General features: G+C 71.9%; 22 protein-coding genes and 2 pseudogenes. 19 read left to right on the forward strand and 5 right to left on the reverse strand.

Annotated elements, in window-relative coordinates:
* Window positions 1-236: 236 nt before the first annotated feature.
* Window positions 237-1415: an ADP-forming succinate--CoA ligase subunit beta gene (gene sucC / locus ACZ4N4_RS21020; RefSeq protein WP_351693433.1), complete on the forward strand. Its 1179-nt coding sequence runs from the start codon at window positions 237-239 to the stop codon at window positions 1413-1415.
* A gap of 27 nt (window positions 1416-1442) precedes the next feature.
* Window positions 1443-2327: a succinate--CoA ligase subunit alpha gene (sucD, locus tag ACZ4N4_RS21025; RefSeq protein WP_351318330.1), complete on the forward strand. Its 885-nt coding sequence runs from the start codon at window positions 1443-1445 to the stop codon at window positions 2325-2327.
* A 238-nt stretch (window positions 2328-2565) separates the two neighbouring features.
* Here sucD and ACZ4N4_RS21030 read toward each other — a convergent pair whose 3' ends face one another.
* Window positions 2566-3756 carry an RNA polymerase sigma factor gene (locus ACZ4N4_RS21030; RefSeq protein WP_467590863.1) on the reverse strand — a complete coding sequence of 397 codons (1191 nt, stop codon included), beginning with the start codon at window positions 3754-3756 and terminating at the stop codon, window positions 2566-2568.
* On the opposite strand from ACZ4N4_RS21030, the gene ACZ4N4_RS21035 reads away from it, so the two are divergent.
* Window positions 3700-5187: a cell division protein PerM gene (locus ACZ4N4_RS21035; RefSeq protein WP_467590866.1), complete on the forward strand. Its 1488-nt coding sequence runs from the start codon at window positions 3700-3702 to the stop codon at window positions 5185-5187. The genes ACZ4N4_RS21030 and ACZ4N4_RS21035 overlap by 57 nt on opposite strands.
* Window positions 5188-5339: 152 nt before the next feature.
* On the opposite strand, the gene ACZ4N4_RS21040 is transcribed toward ACZ4N4_RS21035, so the two are convergent.
* Window positions 5340-6089, reverse strand: coding sequence for a hypothetical protein (locus ACZ4N4_RS21040; protein WP_467590869.1), 750 nt, complete (start codon window positions 6087-6089; stop codon window positions 5340-5342).
* A 358-nt stretch (window positions 6090-6447) separates the two neighbouring features.
* Between ACZ4N4_RS21040 and purN the strand changes: the two genes are divergently transcribed.
* Both purN and purH read left to right on the forward strand, forming a co-directional pair.
* Window positions 6448-7077 (forward strand): phosphoribosylglycinamide formyltransferase, encoded by a 630-nt coding sequence (purN, locus tag ACZ4N4_RS21045; protein ID WP_453569044.1) that lies wholly within the window; start codon window positions 6448-6450, stop codon window positions 7075-7077.
* Window positions 7074-8639, forward strand: a complete 1566-nt coding sequence (gene purH, locus ACZ4N4_RS21050) for a bifunctional phosphoribosylaminoimidazolecarboxamide formyltransferase/IMP cyclohydrolase (RefSeq protein WP_467590872.1) — start codon at window positions 7074-7076, stop codon at window positions 8637-8639. The genes purN and purH overlap by 4 nt, the downstream gene beginning before the upstream one ends.
* 97 nt (window positions 8640-8736) lie before the next feature.
* Here the strand turns inward: purH and ACZ4N4_RS21055 are convergent, their stop codons facing one another.
* On the reverse strand, window positions 8737-9333 hold the full coding sequence (locus tag ACZ4N4_RS21055) for an RDD family protein (protein WP_453569040.1): 597 nt from the start codon (window positions 9331-9333) through the stop codon (window positions 8737-8739).
* Between the two features lie 230 nt (window positions 9334-9563).
* On the opposite strand from ACZ4N4_RS21055, the gene ACZ4N4_RS21060 reads away from it, so the two are divergent.
* The 7 genes and pseudogenes from ACZ4N4_RS21060 (at window position 9564) to ACZ4N4_RS21090 (ending at window position 16241) form a co-directional block, all read left to right on the forward strand.
* A complete protein-coding gene (locus ACZ4N4_RS21060) occupies window positions 9564-10418 on the forward strand; it encodes a bifunctional methylenetetrahydrofolate dehydrogenase/methenyltetrahydrofolate cyclohydrolase (RefSeq protein ID WP_450754350.1) in 855 nt (284 codons plus the stop codon).
* Window positions 10408-10836 carry a DUF3017 domain-containing protein gene (locus tag ACZ4N4_RS21065; protein ID WP_467590876.1) on the forward strand — a complete coding sequence of 143 codons (429 nt, stop codon included), beginning with the start codon at window positions 10408-10410 and terminating at the stop codon, window positions 10834-10836. The genes ACZ4N4_RS21060 and ACZ4N4_RS21065 overlap by 11 nt, the downstream gene beginning before the upstream one ends.
* A 163-nt stretch (window positions 10837-10999) precedes the next feature.
* Window positions 11000-11208 (forward strand): annotated as a pseudogene (locus tag ACZ4N4_RS21070) (response regulator transcription factor); the annotation flags it as partial.
* 259 nt (window positions 11209-11467) lie between these two features.
* Window positions 11468-11929, forward strand: coding sequence for a helix-turn-helix domain-containing protein (locus tag ACZ4N4_RS21075; protein WP_453569036.1), 462 nt, complete (start codon window positions 11468-11470; stop codon window positions 11927-11929).
* Between the two features lie 345 nt (window positions 11930-12274).
* Window positions 12275-13321, forward strand: a complete 1047-nt coding sequence (locus ACZ4N4_RS21080; protein ID WP_467590879.1) for a helix-turn-helix domain-containing protein — start codon at window positions 12275-12277, stop codon at window positions 13319-13321.
* 349 nt (window positions 13322-13670) lie between these two features.
* Entirely contained in the window at window positions 13671-14660 is a 990-nt protein-coding gene (locus tag ACZ4N4_RS21085) for a malate dehydrogenase (RefSeq protein WP_362731749.1), read from the forward strand.
* A 933-nt stretch (window positions 14661-15593) separates the two neighbouring features.
* A complete protein-coding gene (locus tag ACZ4N4_RS21090) occupies window positions 15594-16241 on the forward strand; it encodes a hypothetical protein (RefSeq protein WP_467590882.1) in 648 nt (215 codons plus the stop codon).
* 9 nt (window positions 16242-16250) lie between these two features.
* On the opposite strand, the gene ACZ4N4_RS21095 is transcribed toward ACZ4N4_RS21090, so the two are convergent.
* Together ACZ4N4_RS21095 and ACZ4N4_RS21100 are read right to left on the reverse strand one after the other, a co-directional pair.
* Complete coding sequence (locus ACZ4N4_RS21095) at window positions 16251-16937, reverse strand: siderophore-interacting protein (protein ID WP_453569030.1); 687 nt, start codon at window positions 16935-16937, stop codon at window positions 16251-16253.
* A 39-nt stretch (window positions 16938-16976) separates the two neighbouring features.
* Window positions 16977-17371: pseudogene (locus ACZ4N4_RS21100) on the reverse strand (MFS transporter); the annotation flags it as partial.
* Here ACZ4N4_RS21100 and ACZ4N4_RS21105 point away from each other — a divergent pair.
* From ACZ4N4_RS21105 to ACZ4N4_RS21135, 7 genes are all read left to right on the forward strand, one after another.
* Window positions 17271-17498: a hypothetical protein gene (locus ACZ4N4_RS21105; protein ID WP_467590885.1), complete on the forward strand. Its 228-nt coding sequence runs from the start codon at window positions 17271-17273 to the stop codon at window positions 17496-17498. The pseudogene ACZ4N4_RS21100 and the gene ACZ4N4_RS21105 overlap by 101 nt on opposite strands.
* 115 nt (window positions 17499-17613) lie before the next feature.
* Window positions 17614-19368: a hypothetical protein gene (locus ACZ4N4_RS21110; protein ID WP_467590888.1), complete on the forward strand. Its 1755-nt coding sequence runs from the start codon at window positions 17614-17616 to the stop codon at window positions 19366-19368.
* Window positions 19358-19708, forward strand: a complete 351-nt coding sequence (locus tag ACZ4N4_RS21115; RefSeq protein WP_467590891.1) for a hypothetical protein — start codon at window positions 19358-19360, stop codon at window positions 19706-19708. Before ACZ4N4_RS21110 ends, ACZ4N4_RS21115 begins: the two co-directional genes overlap by 11 nt.
* 278 nt (window positions 19709-19986) lie before the next feature.
* Window positions 19987-20775 carry a hypothetical protein gene (locus ACZ4N4_RS21120; RefSeq protein ID WP_467590894.1) on the forward strand — a complete coding sequence of 263 codons (789 nt, stop codon included), beginning with the start codon at window positions 19987-19989 and terminating at the stop codon, window positions 20773-20775.
* Window positions 20776-20953: 178 nt separating this feature from the next.
* Window positions 20954-21133, forward strand: a complete 180-nt coding sequence (locus tag ACZ4N4_RS21125; RefSeq protein ID WP_467590897.1) for a hypothetical protein — start codon at window positions 20954-20956, stop codon at window positions 21131-21133.
* A 23-nt stretch (window positions 21134-21156) separates the two neighbouring features.
* Window positions 21157-21900 (forward strand): DUF2637 domain-containing protein, encoded by a 744-nt coding sequence (locus tag ACZ4N4_RS21130; RefSeq protein ID WP_467590900.1) that lies wholly within the window; start codon window positions 21157-21159, stop codon window positions 21898-21900.
* A gap of 163 nt (window positions 21901-22063) precedes the next feature.
* The gene (locus ACZ4N4_RS21135) at window positions 22064-23575 is read left to right on the forward strand and encodes an aldehyde dehydrogenase family protein (RefSeq protein WP_467590902.1); all 1512 of its coding nucleotides are present in this window, start codon (window positions 22064-22066) and stop codon (window positions 23573-23575) included.
* Window positions 23576-23589: the final 14 nt, after the last annotated feature.

Genomic DNA, 23589 nt, shown 5'->3' on the forward strand with positions numbered 1-23589 from the left:
GCACGCCGTGCCACCAGAACCACGGATACCCGGCATCATGTGACAGGTATCACCGCTCAGGTGTGACCCCTGATTTAGAGACCCCCCGCGAGCGGCGATAATCTGCGAGACGGACATGCCGCGCGCTCGGACACCGTGTGCGCCCCCCTTGTGACACATTGCGGACGTCACGTTGCCCTTCGCGGCACGCCCACGCATCCAACGAACCGCGAGATCACTGATAGGGACGGAAGCGCGTGGACCTGTTCGAGTACCAGGCGAGGGACCTCTTCGCCAAGCACGATGTACCGGTGCTGGCCGGTGAAGTCATCGACACGCCTGAGGCGGCGCGCGAGATCACCGAGCGTCTGGGCGGCAAGTCCGTCGTCAAGGCGCAGGTGAAGGTCGGTGGTCGTGGCAAGGCCGGTGGCGTCAAGCTGGCCGCCTCCGCGGACGAGGCCGTCGCCCGTGCGACGGACATCCTCGGGATGGACATCAAGGGCCACACGGTCCACAAGGTGATGATCGCCGAGACCGCCCCGGAGATCGTCGAGGAGTACTACGTCTCCTTCCTCCTCGACCGTGCGAACCGCACCTTCCTCTCCATCGCCTCCGTCGAGGGCGGCATGGAGATCGAGGAGGTCGCGGCCACCCGTCCGGAGGCCGTGGCCCAGACCCCGATCAACGCGATCGACGGTGTGGACCTGGCCAAAGCCAAGGAGATCGTCGCCGCGGCGAAGTTCCCGGCCGACGTCGCCGACCAGGTCGCCGACATCCTGGTCAAGCTGTGGGACACCTTCATCAAGTCGGACGCCCTCCTCGTCGAGGTCAACCCGCTCGCGAAGGTCGTCTCCGGCGAGGTCCTCGCCCTGGACGGCAAGGTGTCGCTGGACGACAACGCCGAGTTCCGTCACGACTGGGACGAGCTGCACGACAAGGCCGCGGCCAACCCGCTCGAGGCGGCCGCCAAGGAGAAGAACCTCAACTACGTCAAGCTCGACGGCGAGGTCGGCATCATCGGCAACGGCGCGGGTCTCGTCATGAGCACCCTGGACGTCGTCGCGTACGCCGGTGAGAAGCACGGCGGCGTCAAGCCCGCCAACTTCCTCGACATCGGCGGCGGCGCCTCCGCCCAGGTGATGGCGAACGGCCTGGAGATCATCCTCGGCGACCCGGACGTCCGCTCCGTGTTCGTGAACGTCTTCGGTGGCATCACCGCCTGCGACGAGGTCGCCAACGGCATCGTGCAGGCCCTGAAGCTCCTGGAGGACCGCGGCGAGAACGTCTCCAAGCCGCTGGTCGTCCGTCTCGACGGCAACAACGCCGAACTGGGTCGCAAGATCCTCACCGACGCCAACCACCCGCTGGTGCAGCGCGTCGACACCATGGACGGCGCGGCCGACAAGGCCGCCGAGCTGGCCCACGCCGCCAAGTAAGCACTCAGGACGAGGACAGAACACACCATGGCTATCTGGCTCAACAAGGACAGCAAGGTCATCGTCCAGGGCATGACCGGCGCCACGGGCATGAAGCACACCAAGCTCATGCTGGGCGACGGCACCAACGTCGTGGGCGGCGTCAACCCGCGCAAGGCCGGTCAGAAGGTCGACTTCGACGGCACCGAGGTACCGGTCTTCGGTACCGTCAAGGAGGCCATCGAGGCCACCGGCGCCAACGTCTCCGTCATCTTCGTGCCGGAGAAGTTCACCAAGGCCGCGGTCGACGAGGCCATCGACGCCGAGATCCCGCTGGCCGTCGTGATCACCGAGGGTATCGCCGTGCACGACTCGGCGGCCTTCTGGGCGTACGCCGGCAAGAAGGGCAACAAGACCCGGATCATCGGCCCGAACTGCCCCGGCATCATCACCCCGGGCCAGTCGAACGTCGGCATCATCCCGGGCGACATCACCAAGCCGGGCCGTATCGGCCTGGTCTCGAAGTCCGGCACGCTGACGTACCAGATGATGTACGAACTCCGTGACATCGGCTTCTCGACCGCCGTCGGCATCGGTGGCGACCCGATCATCGGCACCACGCACATCGACGCGCTCGCCGCGTTCCAGGACGACCCCGACACCGACCTGATCGTGATGATCGGTGAGATCGGTGGCGACGCCGAGGAGCGTGCGGCCGCGTTCATCAAGGAGAACGTGACCAAGCCGGTCGTCGGTTACGTCGCGGGCTTCACCGCGCCGGAGGGCAAGACCATGGGTCACGCCGGCGCCATCGTCTCCGGTTCGTCGGGCACCGCCCAGGCGAAGAAGGAGGCCCTGGAGGCCGCGGGCGTCAAGGTCGGCAAGACCCCGACCGAGACGGCGAAGCTGGCGCGCGAGCTTCTCGCCGGCTGACCGTTTTCGACGCCGTCCGACTGAACGCCGGTAGGCCCGTTCCCCGAGGTGGGGGCGGGCCTACCGGCGTTTTCGCTCACCCGCGCCTGCGGGGTGCCTCCGCCACACCCGGCTTCGCTCGAGCGGCACTGGGGGAGGCACGACTGCCCGCAGCTGGGTGGCTGACGCGACTACGGCGCCCCACTCAGGGGTGCGGGGAACTGCGCGACCAGCCCCCATCCCCCCGCACCCGAACGCGCTACCTCGCCACCGGCACCAATCTCTCCGGCCCCTTCTCGGCGATCCTCCGCAGCTTCGCCTGCAAGGCCCGCTCCCCCGCCGACAACGGCCCCAGCCCCACCTCCGCCGGTACCCCGCTGATCGCCTGCGCGGGACCGATCGGCGCCTCGTAGTGCGTCGGCGCCGTCCGCAGCGTCAGCGTCGTCGCCGCGATGATCGTCGCCGTGAACGCCAGCGCGGACCGGGTCCAGAAACGTGTCCGGTGTTCGGCACAGGTCCGCACAGTGGGCGGCTGGGCCGCCCGCAGCCGCTCCGTCGAGGCCAGTTCGGCCAGCCGCCGGTGCAACGCGGCGGGGTCCGCCAGCTCGGGAACCTGGTCGGCGACCGCCCGCCGCGCATGGGTCAGCCGCCGCGCCGCCGCCGGTGTGCTCGCCTCCGTCTCCGCCGCCGTCTCCGGCAGGTCGAGGCCGACCCCGTCGTACAGGAGGAGCGTGCGGCGGTACGACGGCGGGAGTTCGAGGAGTGCCTCCAGCAGCGCGCGGTCGGCCGCGTCGGCCGGCAGGGCTTCGGGCTGGCGGTAGCGCAGCCGGAACCGGTGCCAGGGGGAGAGGGCGCACTCGTGCGCCACCGCCCGCACCCAGCCTGCCGGGTCCCGGTCGCGGGCCACCTGCGGCCAGTTCTGCCAGGCGAGTTGGAAGGCCCGCTCGACGGCTTCGCGCGCCAGCTCCCGGCGCCCGGTGAGCAGGTAGGTCTGCCGTACCAGGGCCGGGGCGCAGAACGCGTACAGCGCGTCGAAGGCCTGAGTGGGCGTCAGGGCAGCGGACGGTACGGCCTCGTCGGCGGGGACAGGGCTCTGCGTCACCGGGCGCACCTTCCTTCGAAAAAACACATAAACATATATTGGGCGACACTTCGGTGGTTCGCCTGTTACGACGGGAAAGCGCGTGTCGTTGGGAGCATGGCCGTCGTGATTCGGATGCCCGCCCACCGGCCGCCGTCGGCACCTCCGTCGCGCTCGTCGCGCCCGCCGCGCCCGCCGCTTCTGTCGCTCCTGCTCACCCGGTTGCGCGACCGATCCCCCGGGCTGGGCGCGAGCCTCCTGGGCGGCGCGATCGCGGCCGGGCTCGGACTCGCCTGCTTCTCCGTGCTGGTGATGGCCCTGTGGGTCAGTTCGCCGTACCCCGACAGCGGACCGGGTGGCGCGCTGCATCTCGCGGCGGCGCTGTGGCTGCTCGCCCACGGGGTCGAACTGGTCCGCACCGACACCCTGTCCGGGGTGCCGGCCCCGGTCGGGGTGACCCCGTTGCTGCTCCTCGTGCTGCCGGCGCTGCTGGTGTACCGGGGGGCGCGGGAGGCGGTGGACGCCCCGGACACCGACGGCGACGGCCACGGCGACGGTGTCGAGGTGGACGCACCGCCCCCGGTCCGGGCCCGTACGGCGTGGACCGGCGTCGTGACCGGTTACCTCGGCGTCGGCGGCTGCGCCGCGTTGTACGCGTCCGGCGGCGAACTGCGGCCCGTGTGGGGGTGGGTGGCGGTGTGTCTGCCGCTGCTCGCGGCGGCCGCGGCGGGCGCCGGGGTGTGGACGGCGTACGGCCGTCCGCGCGAGCCGCTGCTGAGGCTGGTGGGGGTGGTCCCGGGGCCGGTACGGCGACTGCTCCTGGGCCGGGACACCCGGGCGCGCTGGGGTACGGCTCTCCGCGCGTCCCTGGCCGGGGTGGCCGTGTTCTTCGGGGGCGGGACGCTGCTGCTCGCGGTGTCGCTGGTGCTGCACGGTGAGCCGGCCCGGACGTCGTTCCTGCAGCTGACGGAGGGATGGACCGGCCGGTTCGCGGTCCTGCTGCTCTGCGTCTCGCTGATCCCGAACGCGGCGGTGTGGTCGGCGTCGTACGCCGTCGGCCCCGGCTTCGCGCTCGGCGCCGGTCATGTCGTGAACCTCCTGGCCGCCGACCCGGCCCCGCTGCTGCCGCCCTTTCCGCTGCTCGCGGCCGTGCCGGCGCACGGGCCGGGCACGCCGTCGAACTGGCTGGCCGGGGCGGTGCCGCTGGTGGCCGGGGTGACGATGGCGTGGTTCGTGGTGGGCGGGGCGGCCAGACGGCGTTGGCCGGCCGGGCGTACGGCCGGGGTGATGGCGCTCGCGGCCCTGCTGTGCGCGCTGCTGCTCGCGGCCCTGGCCGAGCTGGCGGGCGGCCCCCTGGGCGTCGCCGCGCTCACCCGCTTCGGCCCGGTCTGGTGGCAGACGGGCGCGGCGGCCGGCGGCTGGCTCCTGGCGGTGGGCCTACCGGCGGCCCTGGTGCTGCGGGCCTGGCGGGGGCTGGGCCCGGGCTCGCTCGCGGCATGGCTGGGCTTCGGCAAGCAGAAGCCGGAGGAGGAGCCGCCGGCGGAGAAGAAGAGCGGGACCCCCTCGGCCCCGGCCCCGGTGGCCGTCCTCCTGCCCGACCAGGGCGACGGCGACACGTTCGAGCCGTACGAGGCGCTGCCCGCCGAGCCGTACGAGATGCCGCCGGCCGCCCCGCCGCCGTCCGACACCTGGCAGGACGAGACGGCCCGCAAGGCCCGGTGGGCGGCACCACGAGAGTCATCCGAGCCGCCGGACAGCCCGGACGAAGCCGGAGCGCCGGACGGCCCCGACGGAGCCTGAGCGTCGGACAGCTCCCGTTGGGGCTTGTGCGTGAGTCAGCCCCGACGGAGCCTGAGGGTCGGACGGCCCCCGCGAAGCCTGAGTGTCGGACGGCCCCCGACGGGACCTGACCGCCCGTCAGTGGGTCGTCCGGACCGCTTTCGGGCGGTCCCTCAGCTGTTCGTGGTGCCCAGGATGGTGCGGAGTTCCTTCGGGAGCAGGTGGTCGCAGGACTGCTTGGCCTCGCTGGTGAGGGAGTCCGAGACGCACGTGTAGTAGTCGCGGTAGACCATCTGGGCCGTGAACGTCGCCGCCACCAGGGCCAGCGCCAGCGACGCCGTGACCAGGCCGCTGATCGCCGCCGTCGTCTGCGGGCGGCCGGCGTTGGCGTTGGCCGCGGCCTCCTCGGGGCTGCGCGGCCTGGCGCGGATCGCGCTGACACCCCAGTAGATGCCCAGGGCGCCCAGCAGCAGAGCCACGTAGGGCCAGCCGAAGAGGGCGAAGAGGAAGGCCCACATGCCGCTCAGCAGGGCGTACCGCGCGCGGCGCTGCGCCGGGTCCGTCGGGTCCCAGCGCATCCCCGGGCCACCGGGGCCGCCCTGACCGCCGCCGCCCGGGCCGCTCTCGTCGGGACGCTGGCCGAAGCCGCCGGACTGCCGGCCGGGCTGGCGGTCGCTCCACTGGCTGCCCCAGGGCGACTCCTGGTCTCCGTCACCGGCCGGGCGGCGCGGCTGCCACGGCTTGTCCGGCGAGCCCTCCGGCGGCGGGGCGAAGGGGTTGTCGTCCTGCTGGTCGCCCTTCGGCCGGTCCGAGGGCGCCTCCGGCGGCGAGGCCGGCCGCTCCCGCAACAGCACGGCGAAACGCGGCCCTCCCTGCACCGACTGCGGGGGGAGCATACGAAGTCCCAGGCTGCGGTCCGGCATCAAGTGAGCGTCTTCCCCTAGATCAAGATGAACAGAGCTGATGGCCACGAGTGGCTTACGGATACGACTGCACGGATACAGCTGATGGCTACGGCTGATCGATACAGCGGGCGAAACGGCTGGTTACTTCGTGAACGCGTCGTATCCCGGACGCGTTCCCGCCTCGGTACCTCCCAGACGCTACCTTCCGGCCACGCCCCCGTCCCGTGGGGGCCGTCCGGTGTGCCGGTATCGTTGCTGACGGTCGGCCGCTTCGTAGACTTCCCCGTATCCCGGGGCGCGAAGCACTCGTACGAATGTACAAAGCCGGTACGGGTCCGGCCGCCGTACCGACGCTCCCCCGAGAAAGGGCCCCACCGTGGCCGCCAAGCCCGTGGCCAAGCGCCTCGTCGTGCTGGTCTCCGGATCCGGCACCAACCTCCAGGCGCTCCTCGACGCGATCGCCGAGGCCGGCGTCGAGGCCTACGGCGCCGAGGTCGTCGCCGTCGGAGCCGACCGCGACGGCATCGAGGGGCTCGCGCGCGCCGAGCGCGCCGGGATCGCGACCTTCGTGACCAGGGTGAAGGACTTCGGGACGCGGCAGGAGTGGGACCGGGCGCTGGCCGACGCCGTCGCCGCCCACGAGCCCGACCTCGTCGTCTCCGCAGGGTTCATGAAGATCCTCGGGAAGGAGTTCCTGGCGCGGTTCGGCGGGCGGACCGTGAACACCCACCCCGCCCTGCTGCCCAGTTTTCCGGGGGCCCACGGCGTACGGGACGCGCTCGCGTACGGCGCCAAGGTCACCGGCTGCACCGTCCACTTGGTCGACGACGGCGTCGACACCGGGCCGATCATCGCTCAGGGCGTGGTGGAGGTCCGGGACGAGGACGACGAGAGCGCTCTGCACGAGCGCATCAAGGAAGTCGAGCGAAGCCTGCTCGTCGAGGTCGTGGGGCGGATCGCCCGCAACGGCTATCGCATCGAGGGACGAAAGGTAGTTATCCAGTGACCGCCGAGAGCAACAAGCGGCCCATCCGACGGGCGCTCGTCAGCGTCTACGACAAGACGGGCCTCGAAGACCTCGCGCGCGGGCTGCACGAGGCGGGCGTCGAACTCGTCTCCACCGGCTCCACCGCCTCCCGTATCGCCGCCGCCGGGGTCCCCGTGACCAAGGTGGAGGAGCTCACCGGCTTCCCGGAGTGCCTGGACGGCCGGGTCAAGACCCTGCACCCCAAGGTGCACGCCGGCATCCTCGCCGACCTGCGTCTGGAGAGCCACCGCGAGCAGCTCGAAGAGCTCGGTGTCGAGCCGTTCGACCTCGTCGTCGTGAACCTCTACCCGTTCCGTGAGACCGTCGCCTCGGGTGCCTCGCCCGACGAGTGCGTCGAGCAGATCGACATCGGCGGCCCCTCGATGGTCCGCGCCGCCGCCAAGAACCACCCCTCGGTCGCCGTGGTCACCAGCCCCGAGCGGTACGCCGACGTGCTCGCCGCCGTCGCCGCGGGCGGCTTCGACCTCGCCACCCGCAAGCGGCTGGCCGCCGAGGCCTTCCAGCACACCGCGTCGTACGACGTGGCGGTCGCGAGCTGGTTCGCCTCCGAGTACGCACCCGTGGACGAGTCGCGGTTCCCCGACTTCCTGGGCGCCACCTGGGAGCGCGAGAACACCCTGCGCTACGGCGAGAACCCGCACCAGCCCGCCGCCCTCTACGTCGACGCCAGTGGCGGTGGCCTCGCCAAGGCCGAGCAGCTGCACGGCAAGGAGATGTCGTACAACAACTACACGGACACGGACGCCGCGCGCCGTGCCGCGTACGACCACGACGAGCCGTGCGTCGCGATCATCAAGCACGCCAACCCCTGTGGCATCGCGATCGGGTCGGACGTCGCCGAGGCGCACCGCAAGGCGCACGCCTGCGACCCGCTGTCGGCGTTCGGCGGGGTCATCGCCGTGAACCGGCCGGTCAGCAAGGAGATGGCCGAGCAGGTCGCCGAGATCTTCACCGAGGTCATCGTGGCGCCCGACTACGAGGAGGGGGCCCTGGAGGCCCTCGCGAAGAAGAAGAACATCCGGGTGCTGAAGGCCCCGGGCGCCCCCGCCAACCAGGTGGAGGTCAAGCCCGTCGACGGCGGTGTGCTGCTCCAGGTCACCGACCGGCTCCAGGCCGACGGCGACGACCCGGCCAACTGGACGCTGGCCACCGGCGAGGCACTGAGCCCCGAGGAACTCCGCGAACTCGCCTTCGCCTGGAAGGCCTGCCGGGCCGTGAAGTCCAACGCCATCCTGCTCGCCAAGGACGGCGCCTCGGTCGGCGTCGGCATGGGCCAGGTCAACCGCGTCGACTCCGCGAAGCTCGCCGTCGAGCGGGCGGGGGAGGAGCGGGCGCGCGGCTCCTACGCCGCCTCCGACGCCTTCTTCCCCTTCCCCGACGGCCTGGAGATCCTCACCGCGGCCGGGGTGCGGGCCGTGGCCCAGCCGGGCGGTTCGATGCGTGACGAACTCGTCGTGGAGGCCGCGAAGAAGGCGGGCGTGACCATGTACTTCACGGGGACGCGGCACTTCTTCCACTGAGCCGCGGGTCAAGCGGACAGACACCAGGGCCGTGTCCCCCCTGCGCGGGGGGCACGGCCCTTGGAGTGTGCGGGAGTCGGCCGGAGGCTCAGGTCGTTCAGTTGCTGCGGATCACGATCGTGCCGCACACCTTGTCGGCGAACGTCTGGCGCTTGGCGTCCCACGCCGGCCACAGCCAGCCCAGGTAGCAGGCGAGGCTGTCCAGGAAGTGGGCGATACGGCGCACGAAGGCCATGCCGACGCCGATCGGCTGGCCGGTGGCCTCCTTCACCAGGCGGATGCCCAGCGCCTTCTTGCCGACGGTCTGGCCCGTGCGGCCCTCCATGATCAGCTGCCAGATCCCCAGGCCGACGAGCGCGAGACCGCCGATGGCCACCAGCGCCGGGGTGTTCTTGCCGGCGATCACCAGGATGTAGGGCACCAGGAAGACCAGGCCGTCGACGAGGGTGCCGAGGAAGCGCTGGCCCCAGTTCGCGTACGGCGGGGTGGCGCCGTAGCCCTGCTGCGGGTAGCCGTAGCCGCCCTGCTGCGGGAAACCGGGCTGCTGGGGGTAGCCGTACCCTTGCTGCGGCGGCACGCCCTGCGGGGCCTGCTGGTAGCCGGGCTGCTGCTGCGGGTAGCCGTAGCCGGGCTGACCCTGCTGCGGGTTCTGCGGCTGCTGACCGTAGGGGCTGTTGGGCGAGCCGAAACTCATGGCCGATTTCCTCCGTTGGACCTGCGGGGACGACGCGGACAGGGACGGAGGTACGTCATGTTCTGAGCGGTTTGCCCCCCAACCGGACCGCGATACTGCGCCGCTCATCGTTTAGTAAGGGCGAGTTGTTGTCCAGTCCGATTCGCGAGGTGTTGTGCAAGTGCAACATCATTGATCATGACCGCACACCCGATTGGAACCGGGACACCGGCATCCGCGAGGATGGAGCCATGACCGCCCAGATTCTCGATGGCAAGGCCACCGCAGCCGCGATCAAGTCCGATCTGACCGCCCGCGTGGCGGCGCTGAAGGAGAAGGGCGTCACGCCCGGCCTCGGCACGATCCTGGTCGGGGACGACCCCGGCAGTCAGAAGTACGTCGCCGGCAAGCACCGCGACTGCGCGCAGGTCGGCATCGCCTCCATCCAGCGCGAGCTGCCCGCCACCGCGACCCAGGAGGAGATCGAGGCCGTCGTCCGCGAGCTCAACGACGACCCGGCCTGCACCGGCTACATCGTCCAGCTCCCGCTGCCCAAGGGCATCGACGAGAACCGCATCCTGGAGCTGATGGACCCGCACAAGGACGCGGACGGCCTGCACCCGATGAACCTGGGCCGGCTGGTGCTCGGCGAGCCCGCGCCGCTGCCCTGCACCCCCAACGGCGTGCTGACCCTGCTGCGCCGCCACGGCGTCGAGATCAAGGGCGCCGAGGTCGTGGTCGTCGGCCGTGGCGTGACCATCGGGCGCCCGATGCCGCTGCTGCTCACCCGGCGCAGCGAGAACGCGACGGTCACCCAGTGCCACACCGGCACGCGTGATCTCTCCGCCCACCTCAGGCGCGCCGACATCATCGTCGCGGCGGCCGGCTCCCCGCACCTGATCCGTGCCGAGGACGTCAAGCCGGGCGCGGCCGTCCTCGACATCGGCGTCTCGCGCAACGCCGAGGGAAAGATCGTCGGCGATGTGCACCCCGGCGTCGCCGAGGTCGCCGGGTGGCTCTCCCCGAACCCCGGTGGTGTCGGACCGATGACCAGGGCCCAGCTGCTCGTCAACGTGGTCGAGGCGGCGGAGCGCAGTGTCGGCTGACGGCGGTCACGGACAGGACGCGGGGCGCCGTACGACCCGGCGCTTCCCGCTGTTCACACGGGACACGGCGCGCCCCGAGGGAGGCGGCAGGGCCGCGTCGGGTGACCTGCCGGCGCCGGCTCGGCAGTGGCCGGTGCTGGTGGTGCTGGCGACCGTCGCGGTGGGGTTGCTGCTGACCTCGCTGGACCAGTTCCGGGTGGGTGCGCTGCTGATCGGGGCGGCGCTGCTCGCGGGGGCGGTGATGCGCTGGATACTGCCGAGCGTGGGGATGCTGGCGGTGCGGTCCCGGTTCACGGACATCGCGACCTACGGGGTGCTGGGGCTGGCGATCGTGATGCTGGCGTTGATGGCGCAGCCGAAGCCGTGGCTGGTGATCCCGTATCTGAAGGACACGCTGCACTTCACGATGAGGAGCTAGCGGGTTCGGTTCGGGGGCGGCTGCGGGTGTGTGGGGGCTGGTCGCGCCCACGCGGCGGTAGCCGCCGTCGACACGGCCCCGCGCCCCTTACGGGACCCTCCGGTGCGGGCGCTTGAAGGTGCGCCCCGCGACGGAAGAACGGCCCGCACCTGACCTCCCGTGAGTCGAGGTCCTCGAGCTCACCGCGCGTGGGCTGTCCAACCTGGAGATCGCCGACCGCCTCTACATCAGCGAGGCCACCGTGAAGACCCACCTCAACCGCACGATGCCAAGCTCATCCTGGGCCGCCGGGCACAGGCGGTGGTGGGGGCGTACGAGACGGGACTGGTGACGCCGGGCGGGCTGGGCGGGCCGGCAGGCCTCGGCGGCTGACAGCGGCTGACAGCGATGGAAAGCGGCTGAAAGACGGCCCGTCCCCTCCCCCGAGCAGGACGGACCGCCGTCGGGTTTCAGCCTTCCCGTCGCGCGGTGGCTCTTCAACGGCTGTCCGCCGGCTGTGGCACAGAGGTGACAGTTCCGCGACGGACCGTCCGCACTGCCACAGCCTGCGGGAACCGTCGGACCGCCCCCCGTCGTCACCCGGTCTGAACTGGCAACGAACTGGCAACGCGGGAAGCCGCGGAGGTGTGTGATGGGCGGCTGGCAGCCGCTGCCGGAGGGGCTCCCGGCGGAGGTGCGGCACTTCGTGGAGCAACTGCGGCGCCTCAAGGACGACACCGGTCTCAGCCTGGTCGCGCTGGGCGCCCGCACCGCGTACAGCAAGTCCTCCTGGCAGCGGTACCTCAACGCCGTTCAGCCGCCGCCGCGGCAGGCCGTCGCCGCGCTGTGCCGGGTCGCGGGACTCACCGGCGCCGACGCCGAACGGCACACCGTGCGCTGGGAGCTGGCCGTCCAGGCCTGGCCGCGCCCGGCCGACGTGCCGGAACCGCCGCCCGGTACCGGGGAGTACGAGGACGACCCCACCCTTCCCTGGTGGGACCGCCCGGAAGAGGAGGGGACGGGCCGCCCGCACGGCCGGCTGCTGACGGCCGCGGTCCTGCTGCTGCTCGTCCTGCTTCTCGTGGCGGTCGTCGGTGCCGTGGCTCTCGGGTGAGCTGGGTCTCCCGTGACCTGCGAGGTCACGGCCCGATGACCGGTGTGTCGATGTGTTGACAAGTTCGCGGATATGTCACGAAGCCGACTCACAAGCGGGCTAACGTGTCCAATCGGGGCGAGCCGAAGGCCCGTTGGACCGCTTCGCGGTCGGCGTGCGACGGTGCACGCGGGCGGGCCAGTGCTCCTGTGCGCCCCCTGCCGGGGGACCGGGTTCCGGGGGCGCCGCGGTCCGCTGGGTAACCAGAACGGGACCGGCGCGGGGGCACCACGCGCAAGGGGAACGCGGGGGAAGACACGCCACCGAACCGGGGGCGAGAGGACCGGGGGAATGAGGGGGGAAGCAATGCCTCGTTGGAAGGCCCTGCCGGATGAACTCGATCCGCAGGTCAAGGAGTTCGCGACGCAGTTGCGGCGGCTCGTGGACCGCAGCGGGCTGAGTGTCGCGGCACTGTCCGACCGCACCGGCTACAGCAGGACGTCCTGGGAGCGGTACCTGGGCGGGCGCCTGCTGGCGCCCAAGGGCGCGATCGTCGCGCTCGCCGAGGTCACCGGCGCCAATCCCGTCCACCTGACGACCATGTGGGAGCTGGCCGAACGGGCCTGGAGCCGTTCGGAGCAGCGCCACGACATGACGATGGAGGCGATCCGGATCTCCCAGGCACGGGCCGCGCTGGGGGAGTTCGGGGGGCCGCCGGTCACGTCCACGTCCACCACCACGGCCGGGGGCAAGGCGCCGCGCCGGGCGGGCAGCGCCGTCGCGACGCCGGGGATCGCGGGGCCGGCGGGCGTCTCGCCCACCATCCCGCCCCAGCCGACGGCACCCGACGCCAACCGCCGGGAGGGCACGGTCTCCCGCGGGCCGGCCGTGCCCGGGGGGCCGGGTGTCCCCGGCGGGGGCCGGCGGCGGCTGACGATGTTCCTCGCGGGGTTGGTCGGCGTGGCCGTGGTCGTCGCCGCCGTCTTCTTCCTCACCGACAACGGCGGCGACGGGAAGAAGAACCGGAGCGGTGCCACCTCGTCCGCCCCGTCCACCAGCGCCGGCACCGACCTGCCGGCCGGTGTGAAGTGCGCGGGCGCCGGCTGCACCGGCAAGGACGCGGAGGCCATGGGGTGCAGCGGCGACCTCGTGACCACCGCCAAGACCGCCACGGTCGGCGCGACCACCCTGGAGGTCCGCTACAGCAGCACCTGCGGCGCCGCCTGGGGCCGTATCACCGGCGCCGCGCCGGGCGACTCGGTGCGGGTCACGGCCGGCACCACCACGAAGACCGGCGACGTCACGGCCGTCGGCGACACGATCGCCTACACGCCGATGGTCGCGGTACGGGACGCGGCCCAGGCCAAGGCGTGCGCGACGCTGGCGTCGGGGCGGACGGGGTGCACCTCGTAGAAACTCCGCGTGCCCAGGAATGCCGTCACGATTCCTGGGCACGCGAACCGTACCCCCCGCGGGAGTCCGGATTCCGGTACCCCCGGTGGCGGCCGCCCCGTCTCACCTCTCCCGGACGGGCGGCCGCCTTTTCCGTATGTGGCCTACGCCCGCCGTCGGTAGGGTCACGTCTGTGGGTCATGTCTCTGGGACACGTCTGTGGGGTGAGCCACACCGACCCCTCCACGTCCGGCATCCGGAATGCGCGATAGCCTGACCGGTGGATCTCTTGATACCGAGAGATCGATCATTTGTACGTCCGCACCCCAGGGCAAGGACGCCCACCGCCAGCTGTCATACGGAGAACGCCATGACCCGCACTCCCGTGAACGTCACCGTCACCGGCGCGGCCGGCCAGATCGGTTACGCCCTGCTCTTCCGCATCGCCTCCGGCCAGCTGCTCGGCGCGGACGTGCCGGTCCGGCTCCGCCTCCTGGAGATCACCCCCGCGCTCAAGGCCGCCGAGGGCACCGCCATGGAGCTCGACGACTGCGCCTTCCCGCTCCTGGCGGGCATCGACATCTCCGACGACCCGAACGTCGCCTTCGACGGTGCCAACGTCGCCCTGCTCGTGGGCGCCCGCCCGCGCACCAAGGGCATGGAGCGCGGTGACCTCCTGGAGGCCAACGGCGGCATCTTCAAGCCGCAGGGCAAGGCCATCAACGACCACGCCGCGGACGACATCAAGGTCCTGGTCGTCGGCAACCCGGCCAACACGAACGCGCTGATCGCGCAGGCCGCCGCGCCGGACGTACCGGCCGAGCGCTTCACCGCGATGACCCGCCTCGACCACAACCGCGCGCTGACCCAGCTGGCGAAGAAGACGGGCTCCACGGTCGCCGACATCAAGCGTCTGACCATCTGGGGCAACCACTCCGCCACCCAGTACCCCGACATCTTCCACGCGACCGTCGCCGGCAAGAACGCCGCGGAGGTCGTCAACGACGAGAAGTGGCTGGCCGAGGAGTTCATCCCGACCGTCGCCAAGCGGGGCGCGGCCATCATCGAGGCCCGTGGCGCGTCCTCCGCCGCCTCCGCCGCGAACGCCGCCATCGACCACGTCCACACCTGGGTCAACGGCACCGCCGACGGCGACTGGACCTCCATGGGTATCCCGTCGGACGGCTCCTACGGCGTCCCGGAGGGCCTGATCTCCTCCTTCCCGGTCACCACCAAGGACGGCGTGTACGAGATCGTCCAGGGTCTGGAGATCAGCGAGTTCTCCCGCGCCCGCATCGACGCCTCGGTGCAGGAGCTCGCGGAGGAGCGCGACGCGGTCCGCGCCCTCGGCCTCATCTGAGCCTCCCGCGCCCACGGGCCCCGCTCCGGTTTCGTCCGGAACGGGGCCCGTTCCCGTTTCCGCCGCTACCGTCGGAAGAGGTAAGCGGTGGAGTGAATCGGGGGGTTCGCGATGAGCGACAGGAGCGGTTGGACCGAGGACGGCACGGCGAGCGAGCCGCCGGAGGGTCCACGGCCGGCGGATCCGGAGGAATCGGAGGAGGAGCCGAGCACGCAGAGATGGCCGACGGTGACGCCGCAGCACACGGGGGTCCCGGAGAGCCCATGGCGACAGGAACGCCCCGAGCCGGAGGACTCCTGGCATTCGGAGGGCCCGAGGCGGTCCGAGTGGCCGCCCACGTCGGAGAGTTCGCGGTCCGAGTGGCCGCCCACGCCAGAGGGCCCGAGGCAGCCCGAGTGTCCGCCCACGTCGGAGAGTTCGCGGCAGGCCGAGGGGCCGGTGTCCCTGGAGAAACCGCGGCGCACGGAGCGCTCCGTGCCCGGCGCGCTTCCCCCGCGACAGGGCGGTGGTGACCAGCCGTACGGTCCCGGGCGGCTACCGGGTGAGGACCAGGGACGCCCGGCCTGGCCCCCGACGCCACCTCCGGGCCTGCCCCCGCTCCCGGCCGCGTTCTCGTCTCCGTCGCCGACCCTGCCCGTCCCGTCGGCGCCGCCCCGGACTCCGTCCCCCACCCTGCCTGCCGCGTCCGCGCCGTCCTCGCCCCCTTACGCGAACCTGCCTGCCGCATCGGCGGCGCCCCCCACGGTGCCCGTCTCGGCGCCGCCCGGTGGGCGCCGTCCGGCGCCGTCCCCGCCCCCGTCACCGGGTGAGGCTCGGCGGGGCTACACGCCGCCTCCCTGGTCCGCTGACCCGACCTCGGGGCAGCGGCTTGCGGCCACGCCCCCGCCGGTCGGGTACACCTCCCGGCGGCGGTCCGGTCGGGCGCTCGCCGCGGTGGTCGGTCTGGTTCTGGTCGCCGGTCTCTCCGGACTGGGGTTCTGGTACTTCGGCCGGGACGACGGTGATCGCTCCGGTACCGGTACCGGTACCGGGGCCGCCCCGTCGGTGAGCGTGAGCGTCAGCGCCAAGTCGTCGGCGCCCGAGTCTCCCGAGCCCACGGCCAGCCCCACCCCCGCCCCTTCCGTCGCCGCCGGATACCGGGTCGTGCGCGATCCCGTCGGGTACACCCTCGACGTGCCCCAGGGGTGGACCCGGCGGCAGCAGCAGGGTGAGAAGGCGCCGGTGGTGTACTACGACTCCCCGTCCGACGGGCGCCAGTTGCAGATCTTCGCGCTCGCCGAGGCCACCCCGGCCGAGTCCCTCGACCTCGCCGAGAACGACCCCGGGTACGGGTACGCGAAGCAACCCGGCTACCAGGCAGGTGACCGTACCTCCGGCGACACCTGGGCTGAGCTGTCGTATCGCTACGACGACAAGGACAAGGGCACCCGGCAGGTCATCGACCACCGCTTCCAGGCCGCCGACGGCACCCTGTACGCGATCCGCTCCAGCGGCCCCGGGAGTCTTCCCGCCGCGCTGGTCCGGGGGCCGCTCACCACGGCGCTCGACTCCTTCTGCCCTGCCGACGCCCGGTGTTCGTGAGCGTCGTCGTCACTCCATCCCCTTCTTGCCCGGCGTCCAGAACGGCTTGGTGAGCACCGCCCGCCGGTCCCACCCCGCCTCCTGGACGAGCACCTTCCGTACCGCCTGCACGGCCCGCGCCTCCCCGGCGACATACGCGATCCCGCCGGGCTCGGGGGCGAGCCGGCGGACCGCCTCCGGCAGGGAGGTCTCGCCGCGGAGCACCCAGTCGAGGCGCTCCGCGTACGCGAGGGGCAGCCGGTCCGCCGCGGTCGCCGTCTCCACGCAGCCGCAGACGGCGGCCTCCTCGGGCAGCGCCGCGAGCATCGCGCCGAAGGCGACCGAGGCCGTCTCGTCGCCGACGAAGACATGGTGGGCGGCCTCGGGGCGCAGCGTGAACGTGCCCTCGGGCCTGCGCAGCCGCACCTGTTCGCCGGTGGAGACCGTGCGCCCCCACTGGGCGCCCGGCCCGCCCTCGGGATGGTCCAGCACGCACAACTCGACGACACCGGACGGGTCGTAGTGCCACACCGAGTACGTGCGCAGGGTCAGGCCGGCGACCAGGACGCGCACCTGCTGACCGGGCCGCACGTCCAGACCGGCGAGCTGGTCGCCGTCGATGCGCAGCCGGCGTATGCGGGCGGTGATCTGTTCCGCCTCGGTGACGGTGCCGCGCAGGGTCAGCAGGTCGAGGACGGGATTCAGCAGGGCGGGCATGGGAGGCTCCTCAACGGGCCGTATGGTGAGGGGAGTTGGTCAGGCACCGGATGAACGCGATAGTACGTGTTCCCGGTCGGACGCGATAGTGCGTGTCGGGGTGCGGTCGCGGTAACCGGCCACCACGAGCACCGTCGCCGCGAGGACCGGCAGCGCGACGGTACGCAGGGCCGGGCCCATGCCGGAGGCCAGTCAGCGTGGGCGGACAGGATCGTGCCGGTGACCGCGACGCCCGGGGCCGCGCCGGTCTCGCGGGCCGTGGTGCCGAGGCCCGAGCCCAGAGCCGCCTGATGCGGCGGGAGCGAGGTGACGACGCCCAGGGTCAGGGCCGGCATGGACAGGCCGGTGCCGGCCGAGCTGACCAGCAGCCAGGAGGCGTACGCCCAGTACGGCGTGGACGCGTCGACGGTGGAGGCGCCGAGCAGGCCGGGCGCTGTTCGCGCCGACCCGGCACGCGCCTGGCTCCGGGGCCGCGTAAGGGAGTTGATGATCGCCGACGGGCCCGGTGCCGTTGCCGTCGATGAGTCGCAGTCCGGTCGGCCGACTTCTGACCTGCGGTGACTTCGGGCAATTCCGTTTCACCGGCCACGGCCGTCGCCCTATGCTGATGGTTTGTCAACTCGACGTCCAGTAACGCACTTCCAGCACCGCACGTCACACGCATCGGGGGATCGTCGTGAGCACCGCTTACGTGCCGCAACAACCGCATCCGGGACCGCCCGCCGGGGCGCCGCCCGCGCTGCCGCCCACACCGCCGTACGCCAGTGAGGCCACCCGGCTGCTGTGCGCGGGCACCTATCTGGATTCCGCCTACCGGGACCGGGTCATCGAGGAACTCCACCTCAACGAACAGCGGATCGCGGCGCCCTCGCTCGGCTTCGACGCCGCCCGGGTCCTGGCCCACGCCCTGCGCGCCCGCCGCCAGGAACTGCTGTGGGCCGCGGCGATCCTCGGCCTGTGGGTGGTGGGGCTGCCGCTCAGCGGCGGGCTGCTCGTGCTCTTCCTGGTTCCGGGCATCGCGCTCGCCGTCGCGCCCTGGATCAGGGGCCGCGACGCCCGGCCGCCGCTGTACCGGGTGATCGCCGCCTTCCTGGTCCGCTGGTGGGGCCGGTCGTTCTACGCGGTGGCCCTGATCGCGACCCTCGCCGTCGCGTTCGGCGGCGGCTCCGACGACGGCTCCTCGTACGACCCGTACAGCTCCGACGGCTACGGCTCCAGCTACTCCGACTCGACCAGCGTCGGCGACCTGTTCGCCCCGGGCCTCGGCGACTTCGGCGGTCTGGCGGAGGCCTGGCACGCCTGGCTCACGCTCGCCGTGTTCGCCGGCATCGCCCTGTGCGCGCACGCCCAGCGCACCCAGTTCAGCCGGGCACTGGCCGGCGAACTCTCCCCGCAGCGCTTCCCGGACGCGGCGAGCGACCCCGCCGAGAAGGCCGAGAACCCTCGCTTCCAGCGACTCAAGCAGCGCATCCGGATCGAACAGCACGCGCCGCTGATCATGTACAACGAGGCCGACCCGTTCTGCGGGGCGGGCACCGCCTACGACACGTGGGTGCTCGCCGTCGAACTCAAGCCCGACGAACTGAAGAAGGAGCAGCAGCCGCTCAGCAACCGGGCGATCCTGGAGAAGATCCGCCCGCTGCTCGAACAGCTCCGCGTCCCCGCCGAGTACGCCGGGCCCGGCAACCGCGACCGGCTGCGCCAGCTGGAGATCGACGAGTGCGTGTTCCTGCCCACCGAGGGACTGCTCACCCGGGACCAGGCGCCCTACGTCCCGCAGGCCTTCGAGGAGCACCGGGCGCGGGCCGTCGAGGAGGGCGCCGAGAAGCGCCGGCACTTCCTGCGGATCCGCGTCGGCGGCTGGGAGGAGGAGGTGGTCGTCACGGTGTTCGTGCGCATCCACACCCAGGGCCGGATGCTCGTGCTGGAGATCGCCCCGCACGTCCTGACCCCGGTCCGCGCGGACTTCAAGGGCGCCGACCGCACCGCCCACCGGTTCCGGAACAACAACTGGGCCGGCAAGACCGCCGCCGCGATCGCTCTGGTCCCGGGCTCGGTGGGCCGCTCGCTGGGCCAGCTCGGCCGGGGCGCGGTGTACCTCTGGCGGCTGCTGACCGGCGGCCACGCGGGTGCGCTGCCCGAGGGGCCCGCGCTGTCCGTGCGCGAACTGGGCGCGGTGGACGTCGGCTCCCACTTCCAGGAGATGGACGTCGTCCGGTACCTGCGCAGTATCCAGGACCGGGTGACGAACGGCGTACGGGCCGCGCTCGCCGAAGCCGGCTACCAGACCGGCGAGTTCGTCCAGAAGACCGTCAACAACAGCACCAACGTGAGCATCGACCGGGTCGAGGGCTCCACCTTCGCCTTCGGCAGCCACGCCACCGCCGTCAGTCACACGACGCAGAAGGGGCCCGACAGCAATGGCAAGTGACGAGCCGCAGGTCACCCTGGGGAACATCTCCGGAAGCACGTTCGCCATCGGCAGCCACGCGCACGCCGAGAGCCACCACCACGGCGCCGCCGGCTCCCCGGCCGACGAGGAACTCCTCGCGGCGGTACGTGAGTTGCGGGCCGACCTGGAGCGGGTGCGGGGCACCGAGCAGACGGCGGCGCTGGGCACGGCGCTCGCCGAGACCGAGGAGGAGATCGCCCGCACCGGCCAGGCGGGCCCCACCCGCCGTGAACGGCTGCGCGAACTCCTCACCGACTCCCAGGCCCTCGTCAACCTACTGGCCTCGGCAGGCACACTGGCCGGCCTGCTGGGGAGGTGAGAGACCCGATGACCAGCGGGGGAACGCGGCACTGGAACGAGGACGCACAGCGGTGGGAGGACGCCCTCCGACCCGCCACCAAGCCGGCCCCACCACGACCTCCGACAGACCCCCAGACCCATCCCACAACGACAGCGACTCCGACGGCACCGGCACCGGCACCGGCAGCGGCTCCGACGGCACCGGCACCGGCACCGGCAGCGGCTCCGACGGCAGCGACTGCGACGACACCGGTTCCGACGGCTCCGGAGGGTCTGGCGTCCGCTCCGGAGCGTCCGGTGCCGGAGGCGGAGTGGTGGTCGGGCGCGGGCGGCGGCTGGGCGCCCCCCGAGCAGCCCCCGGTAAACGTGGCTTACCGGGGGCGTGATCGCAGGCTGGCCTGGTCCGTAGTCGTGGGGGCCGCCGTCGTCGGCGTGGCCGCGAGCCTGGTTCTGAGCCTGGTGGTCGGCAGGGGTGACGGCCACGGGCCCGCCACGGCCGCCGCCTCGGCCACCCCGACTCCCTCCGCGCGGCCCACGGAGGCGTCCGAGTCACCCACGGACACCGGCTCCCCGTCCCCGTCGGCCTCCGCGCCTCCCGCCGGATACGAGCTGCGCCACGACGCCGAGGGCTTCCGGATCGCCGTCCCCGAGGGCTGGTCGCGGTCCACCGTCGACTCCTCGTACGGCATCGCCGTGGTCAGCTACCGCAGCCCCGACCGCGAGCACCGGCTGCAGGTCTACCAGGTCGCCGAGGACTCCCCGGCCGCCTCCTTCGAGCTCTACCTCTCCGCCGAGACCCCCAAGCCGGACGGCTTCCGGGAGCTCGGCCTGACCGACCTCGACGACGGCCGGTTCACCGGCTCCCGCCTGGAGTACCTGGCCGGCCGGATCGGCGGCGAGCCGGACGTCGGTACCTGGCATGTCGTCGACGAGCGATTCGTCGCACCGGACGGCAACATCTATGCCGTCGCCTCCTACGGCCCCGACTCCGACGGCCGCGACGACGAGCTCGCCCAGCTCACTACGGCGGTGGACTGGTTCTGCCCGCCGGACACGCTCTGTGACGCGGACCCCGCCGTGGACTGAGCGCCGGCCCCCAACCGGTCACATCTTCGTTCATTTACTTTCCGTATTCACGGGATATATCCGTACGCCAATGAGCAATTTCTTCAATTGTGTGCCGATGGGCATTCTATAGCTTCTCTTCCGGGTGACCTTAATTCCCCCGAATGCCCCAAGTCCCGTCCCGGGCGATGGTCGTTAGGTGACCGTGACGCGATTGGACTGGCATGCAGCAGAAGATCATCCGACGGCGGTGCTCCGCTGGCCCGGAAGTATGGATATCACCTCATGCTCGGACCTGCTCGATGATTTCCTGAAGAGAATCAACATGATGGAAAATGAATATCGGCGGACGCTGGCGGACCTCTACAGAGCGTTCTGAGGCAGGGTGCGGAGGTTTTACCGATGGACGGGATTCAGCATGACGCCGGTCTCTATGATCACACCGGTCTGTACGACCACCCTGGTCTCTATGATCACGCCGGCCTCTATGACCACTCTGGTCTCTACGACCACACCGGTCGCTACGAGCACGGCTGGAGCGCACCCGAGCCGGGTGTCGCGCCGAACGACTGGGATCCGGTCGAGGAGCTGGCGCAGATGCTGTCCGCGCCGACCGGCGTGAGTGCGAGCGCGGCTCCCACCCTGCTGGACGTGCCGGCCCAGCGCAGGGGCAGCCGTCGGCGACCCCGCCAGGAGCCTCACCTGCTCGACGGCGGCCGGCGCGTCACGCACATCACGTTCCTGATCGCGGCGGTCTCGCTGTGCGCGGTGTGCATGCTGACCTGGTCCGTCTGCTACTCCTACGGGCAGCTGCGCGGGATCGCCTCGGGCGTGCTGCCCGCGGGGCTGGCGCGGTACTGGCCGCTGACGGTGTACGGGCCCTGGTTCGTGGCGGCGCTCTCCGTCCTGCGGGCCACCGCTCAGCGCCGCAGTGCGCGCCGGTCCTGGTGTGTGGTGCTGGCCGCCTCCGTCCTCGCCGTGGCGCTGTGCGCCAGCCACTCGTCGCATGCACTGTTGTCGTTAGTGATTTTCGGGATTCCGCCGGTGACTGCCCTGGTGTGCTTCTGGGAACTCGTCGGTCAGATCTCGGCCAAGAGCAGGCCCCGGCACGCCACGCACACCGAGGCGGCGGGTGCCACGCCCTGAGAGGTTTTTTTGCCCCGTTTCGCCCGCCTGTTCAGTGAGGCGGCCCACTTTCGGCCACGGATTGCGCATGCAATCCCCGGCCGAGGGCAGGTGCTGACGGTCCCCGAGTGTGACTCCTCTGTCACACAGGGGCACTGAACAGGAACGGAAGGCAATACCGATCATGGCGGACCGAACGGCACAAGCGACCATCCATGCCGGCGGCGAGTGGCTGGAAGCCGTCTCCGGCGCGACACGCGAGATCATCGACCCCGCGGACGGCCTGCCCTTCGCCGTGGTCACCGAGGGTGACGAGAAGGACGCGGAGGTGGCGGTGGCCGCCGCCCGGCGCGCCTTCGACACCGGCGACTGGCCCCGCACCCCGGTCGCCGAGCGCGCCGCCCTGCTGCGCCGGGTGGCCGACCTGCTCGTGCGCGACCGCGAAAAGCTCGGCCTCCTGGAGAGCCGGGACGCGGGCAAGACCGTCGAGGAGGGCCGGGTCGACATCGACTGTGTCGCCGACGCCTTCCGCTACTTCGCCGACCTGGTGGCGGCGGAGGGTGCGGGCCGGGTGGTGGACGCGGGCTCGCCCGACATCCACAGCGTCGTCGTCCACGAGCCCGTCGGTGTCTGCGCCCTGATCACCCCCTGGAACTACCCGCTGCTGCAGGCGAGCTGGAAGATCGCTCCGGCGCTGGCGGCGGGCAACACCTTCGTGATCAAGCCGAGCGAGATCACCCCGCTGACGACCGTCGCGCTGATCGAGCTGCTGGTGGAGGCCGGGCTGCCGGCCGGAGTCGCCAACCTCGTCACCGGCCCCGGCCACAGCGTGGGCGCCCGCCTCGCCGAACACCCCGATGTCGACCTGGTCTCCTTCACCGGCGGACTGGTCAGCGGGGTCAAGGTCGCCCAGGCGGCCGCCGTGTCGGTCAAGAAGGTCGCCCTCGAACTCGGCGGCAAGAACCCCAACGTCGTCTTCGCCGACTCCTGCGCCACCGAGGAGGGCTTCGACACCGCCGTCGACCAGGCCCTCAACGCCGCCTTCATCCACAGCGGTCAGGTCTGCTCGGCGGGCGCCCGGCTGATCGTCGAGGAGCCGCTCAGGGAACGGTTCGTCGCCGAACTCGCCCGCCGCGCCGCCCGGATCCGCCTCGGACGCGGTACCGCGGACGGCGTCGAGTGCGGCCCGCTCGTCTCCGAACAGCAGCGCGCCAAGACCGCGGCGTACGTGGCGTCGGCGCTGGCCGAAGGCGCGGTGCTGCGCTCCGGCGGCAAGCGCCCCGAGCCGTCCGCCGACCGTCCCGCCGGCGGCTACTTCTACGAGCCGACGGTCCTCGACCAGTGCCACCGGGAGATGAAGGTCGTGCGCGAGGAGGTCTTCGGACCGGTCCTCACGGTCGAGACCTTCCGCACCGAGGACGAGGCGGTCGCCCTCGCCAACGACACCGAGTACGGCCTGGCCGGTGCCGTCTGGACCGCCGACGCCGGACGCGCCCGCCGGGTCGCGGGGCGGCTGCGGCACGGCACCGTCTGGATCAACGACTTCCACCCCTACCTCCCGCAGGCGGAGTGGGGCGGCTTCGGTAAGAGCGGAACCGGCCGCGAGCTGGGACCCGCCGGGCTCGCCGAGTACCGCGAGACCAAGCACGTCTACCAGAACCTCGCGCCGCGGCCGGTGCGCTGGTTCGCCGGCTGAGCCCACCCGGCCGC

It is taken from the genome of Streptomyces sp. NPDC026538 (genome assembly GCF_055567535.1).

Coding starts and splice junctions, on each gene's coding strand:
- ACZ4N4_RS21030 (WP_467590863.1), bottom strand. CDS start 3,756: ATGCAGCGCGCCACCCGGTCCGCTGTCGGGGTACGGCGAACTGACCCA.
- ACZ4N4_RS21115 (WP_467590891.1), top strand. CDS start 19,358: ATGGCAAGTGACGAGCCGCAGGTCACCCTGGGGAACATCTCCGGAAGC.
- ACZ4N4_RS21105 (WP_467590885.1), top strand. CDS start 17,271: ATGGACAGGCCGGTGCCGGCCGAGCTGACCAGCAGCCAGGAGGCGTAC.
- ACZ4N4_RS21075 (WP_453569036.1), top strand. CDS start 11,468: ATGGGCGGCTGGCAGCCGCTGCCGGAGGGGCTCCCGGCGGAGGTGCGG.
- sucD (WP_351318330.1), top strand. CDS start 1,443: ATGGCTATCTGGCTCAACAAGGACAGCAAGGTCATCGTCCAGGGCATG.
- ACZ4N4_RS21040 (WP_467590869.1), bottom strand. CDS start 6,089: ATGCCGGACCGCAGCCTGGGACTTCGTATGCTCCCCCCGCAGTCGGTG.
- ACZ4N4_RS21130 (WP_467590900.1), top strand. CDS start 21,157: ATGGACGGGATTCAGCATGACGCCGGTCTCTATGATCACACCGGTCTG.
- ACZ4N4_RS21095 (WP_453569030.1), bottom strand. CDS start 16,937: ATGCCCGCCCTGCTGAATCCCGTCCTCGACCTGCTGACCCTGCGCGGC.
- ACZ4N4_RS21135 (WP_467590902.1), top strand. CDS start 22,064: ATGGCGGACCGAACGGCACAAGCGACCATCCATGCCGGCGGCGAGTGG.
- ACZ4N4_RS21085 (WP_362731749.1), top strand. CDS start 13,671: ATGACCCGCACTCCCGTGAACGTCACCGTCACCGGCGCGGCCGGCCAG.
- ACZ4N4_RS21035 (WP_467590866.1), top strand. CDS start 3,700: ATGGCCCTGTGGGTCAGTTCGCCGTACCCCGACAGCGGACCGGGTGGC.
- ACZ4N4_RS21060 (WP_450754350.1), top strand. CDS start 9,564: ATGACCGCCCAGATTCTCGATGGCAAGGCCACCGCAGCCGCGATCAAG.
- ACZ4N4_RS21055 (WP_453569040.1), bottom strand. CDS start 9,333: ATGAGTTTCGGCTCGCCCAACAGCCCCTACGGTCAGCAGCCGCAGAAC.
- ACZ4N4_RS21080 (WP_467590879.1), top strand. CDS start 12,275: ATGCCTCGTTGGAAGGCCCTGCCGGATGAACTCGATCCGCAGGTCAAG.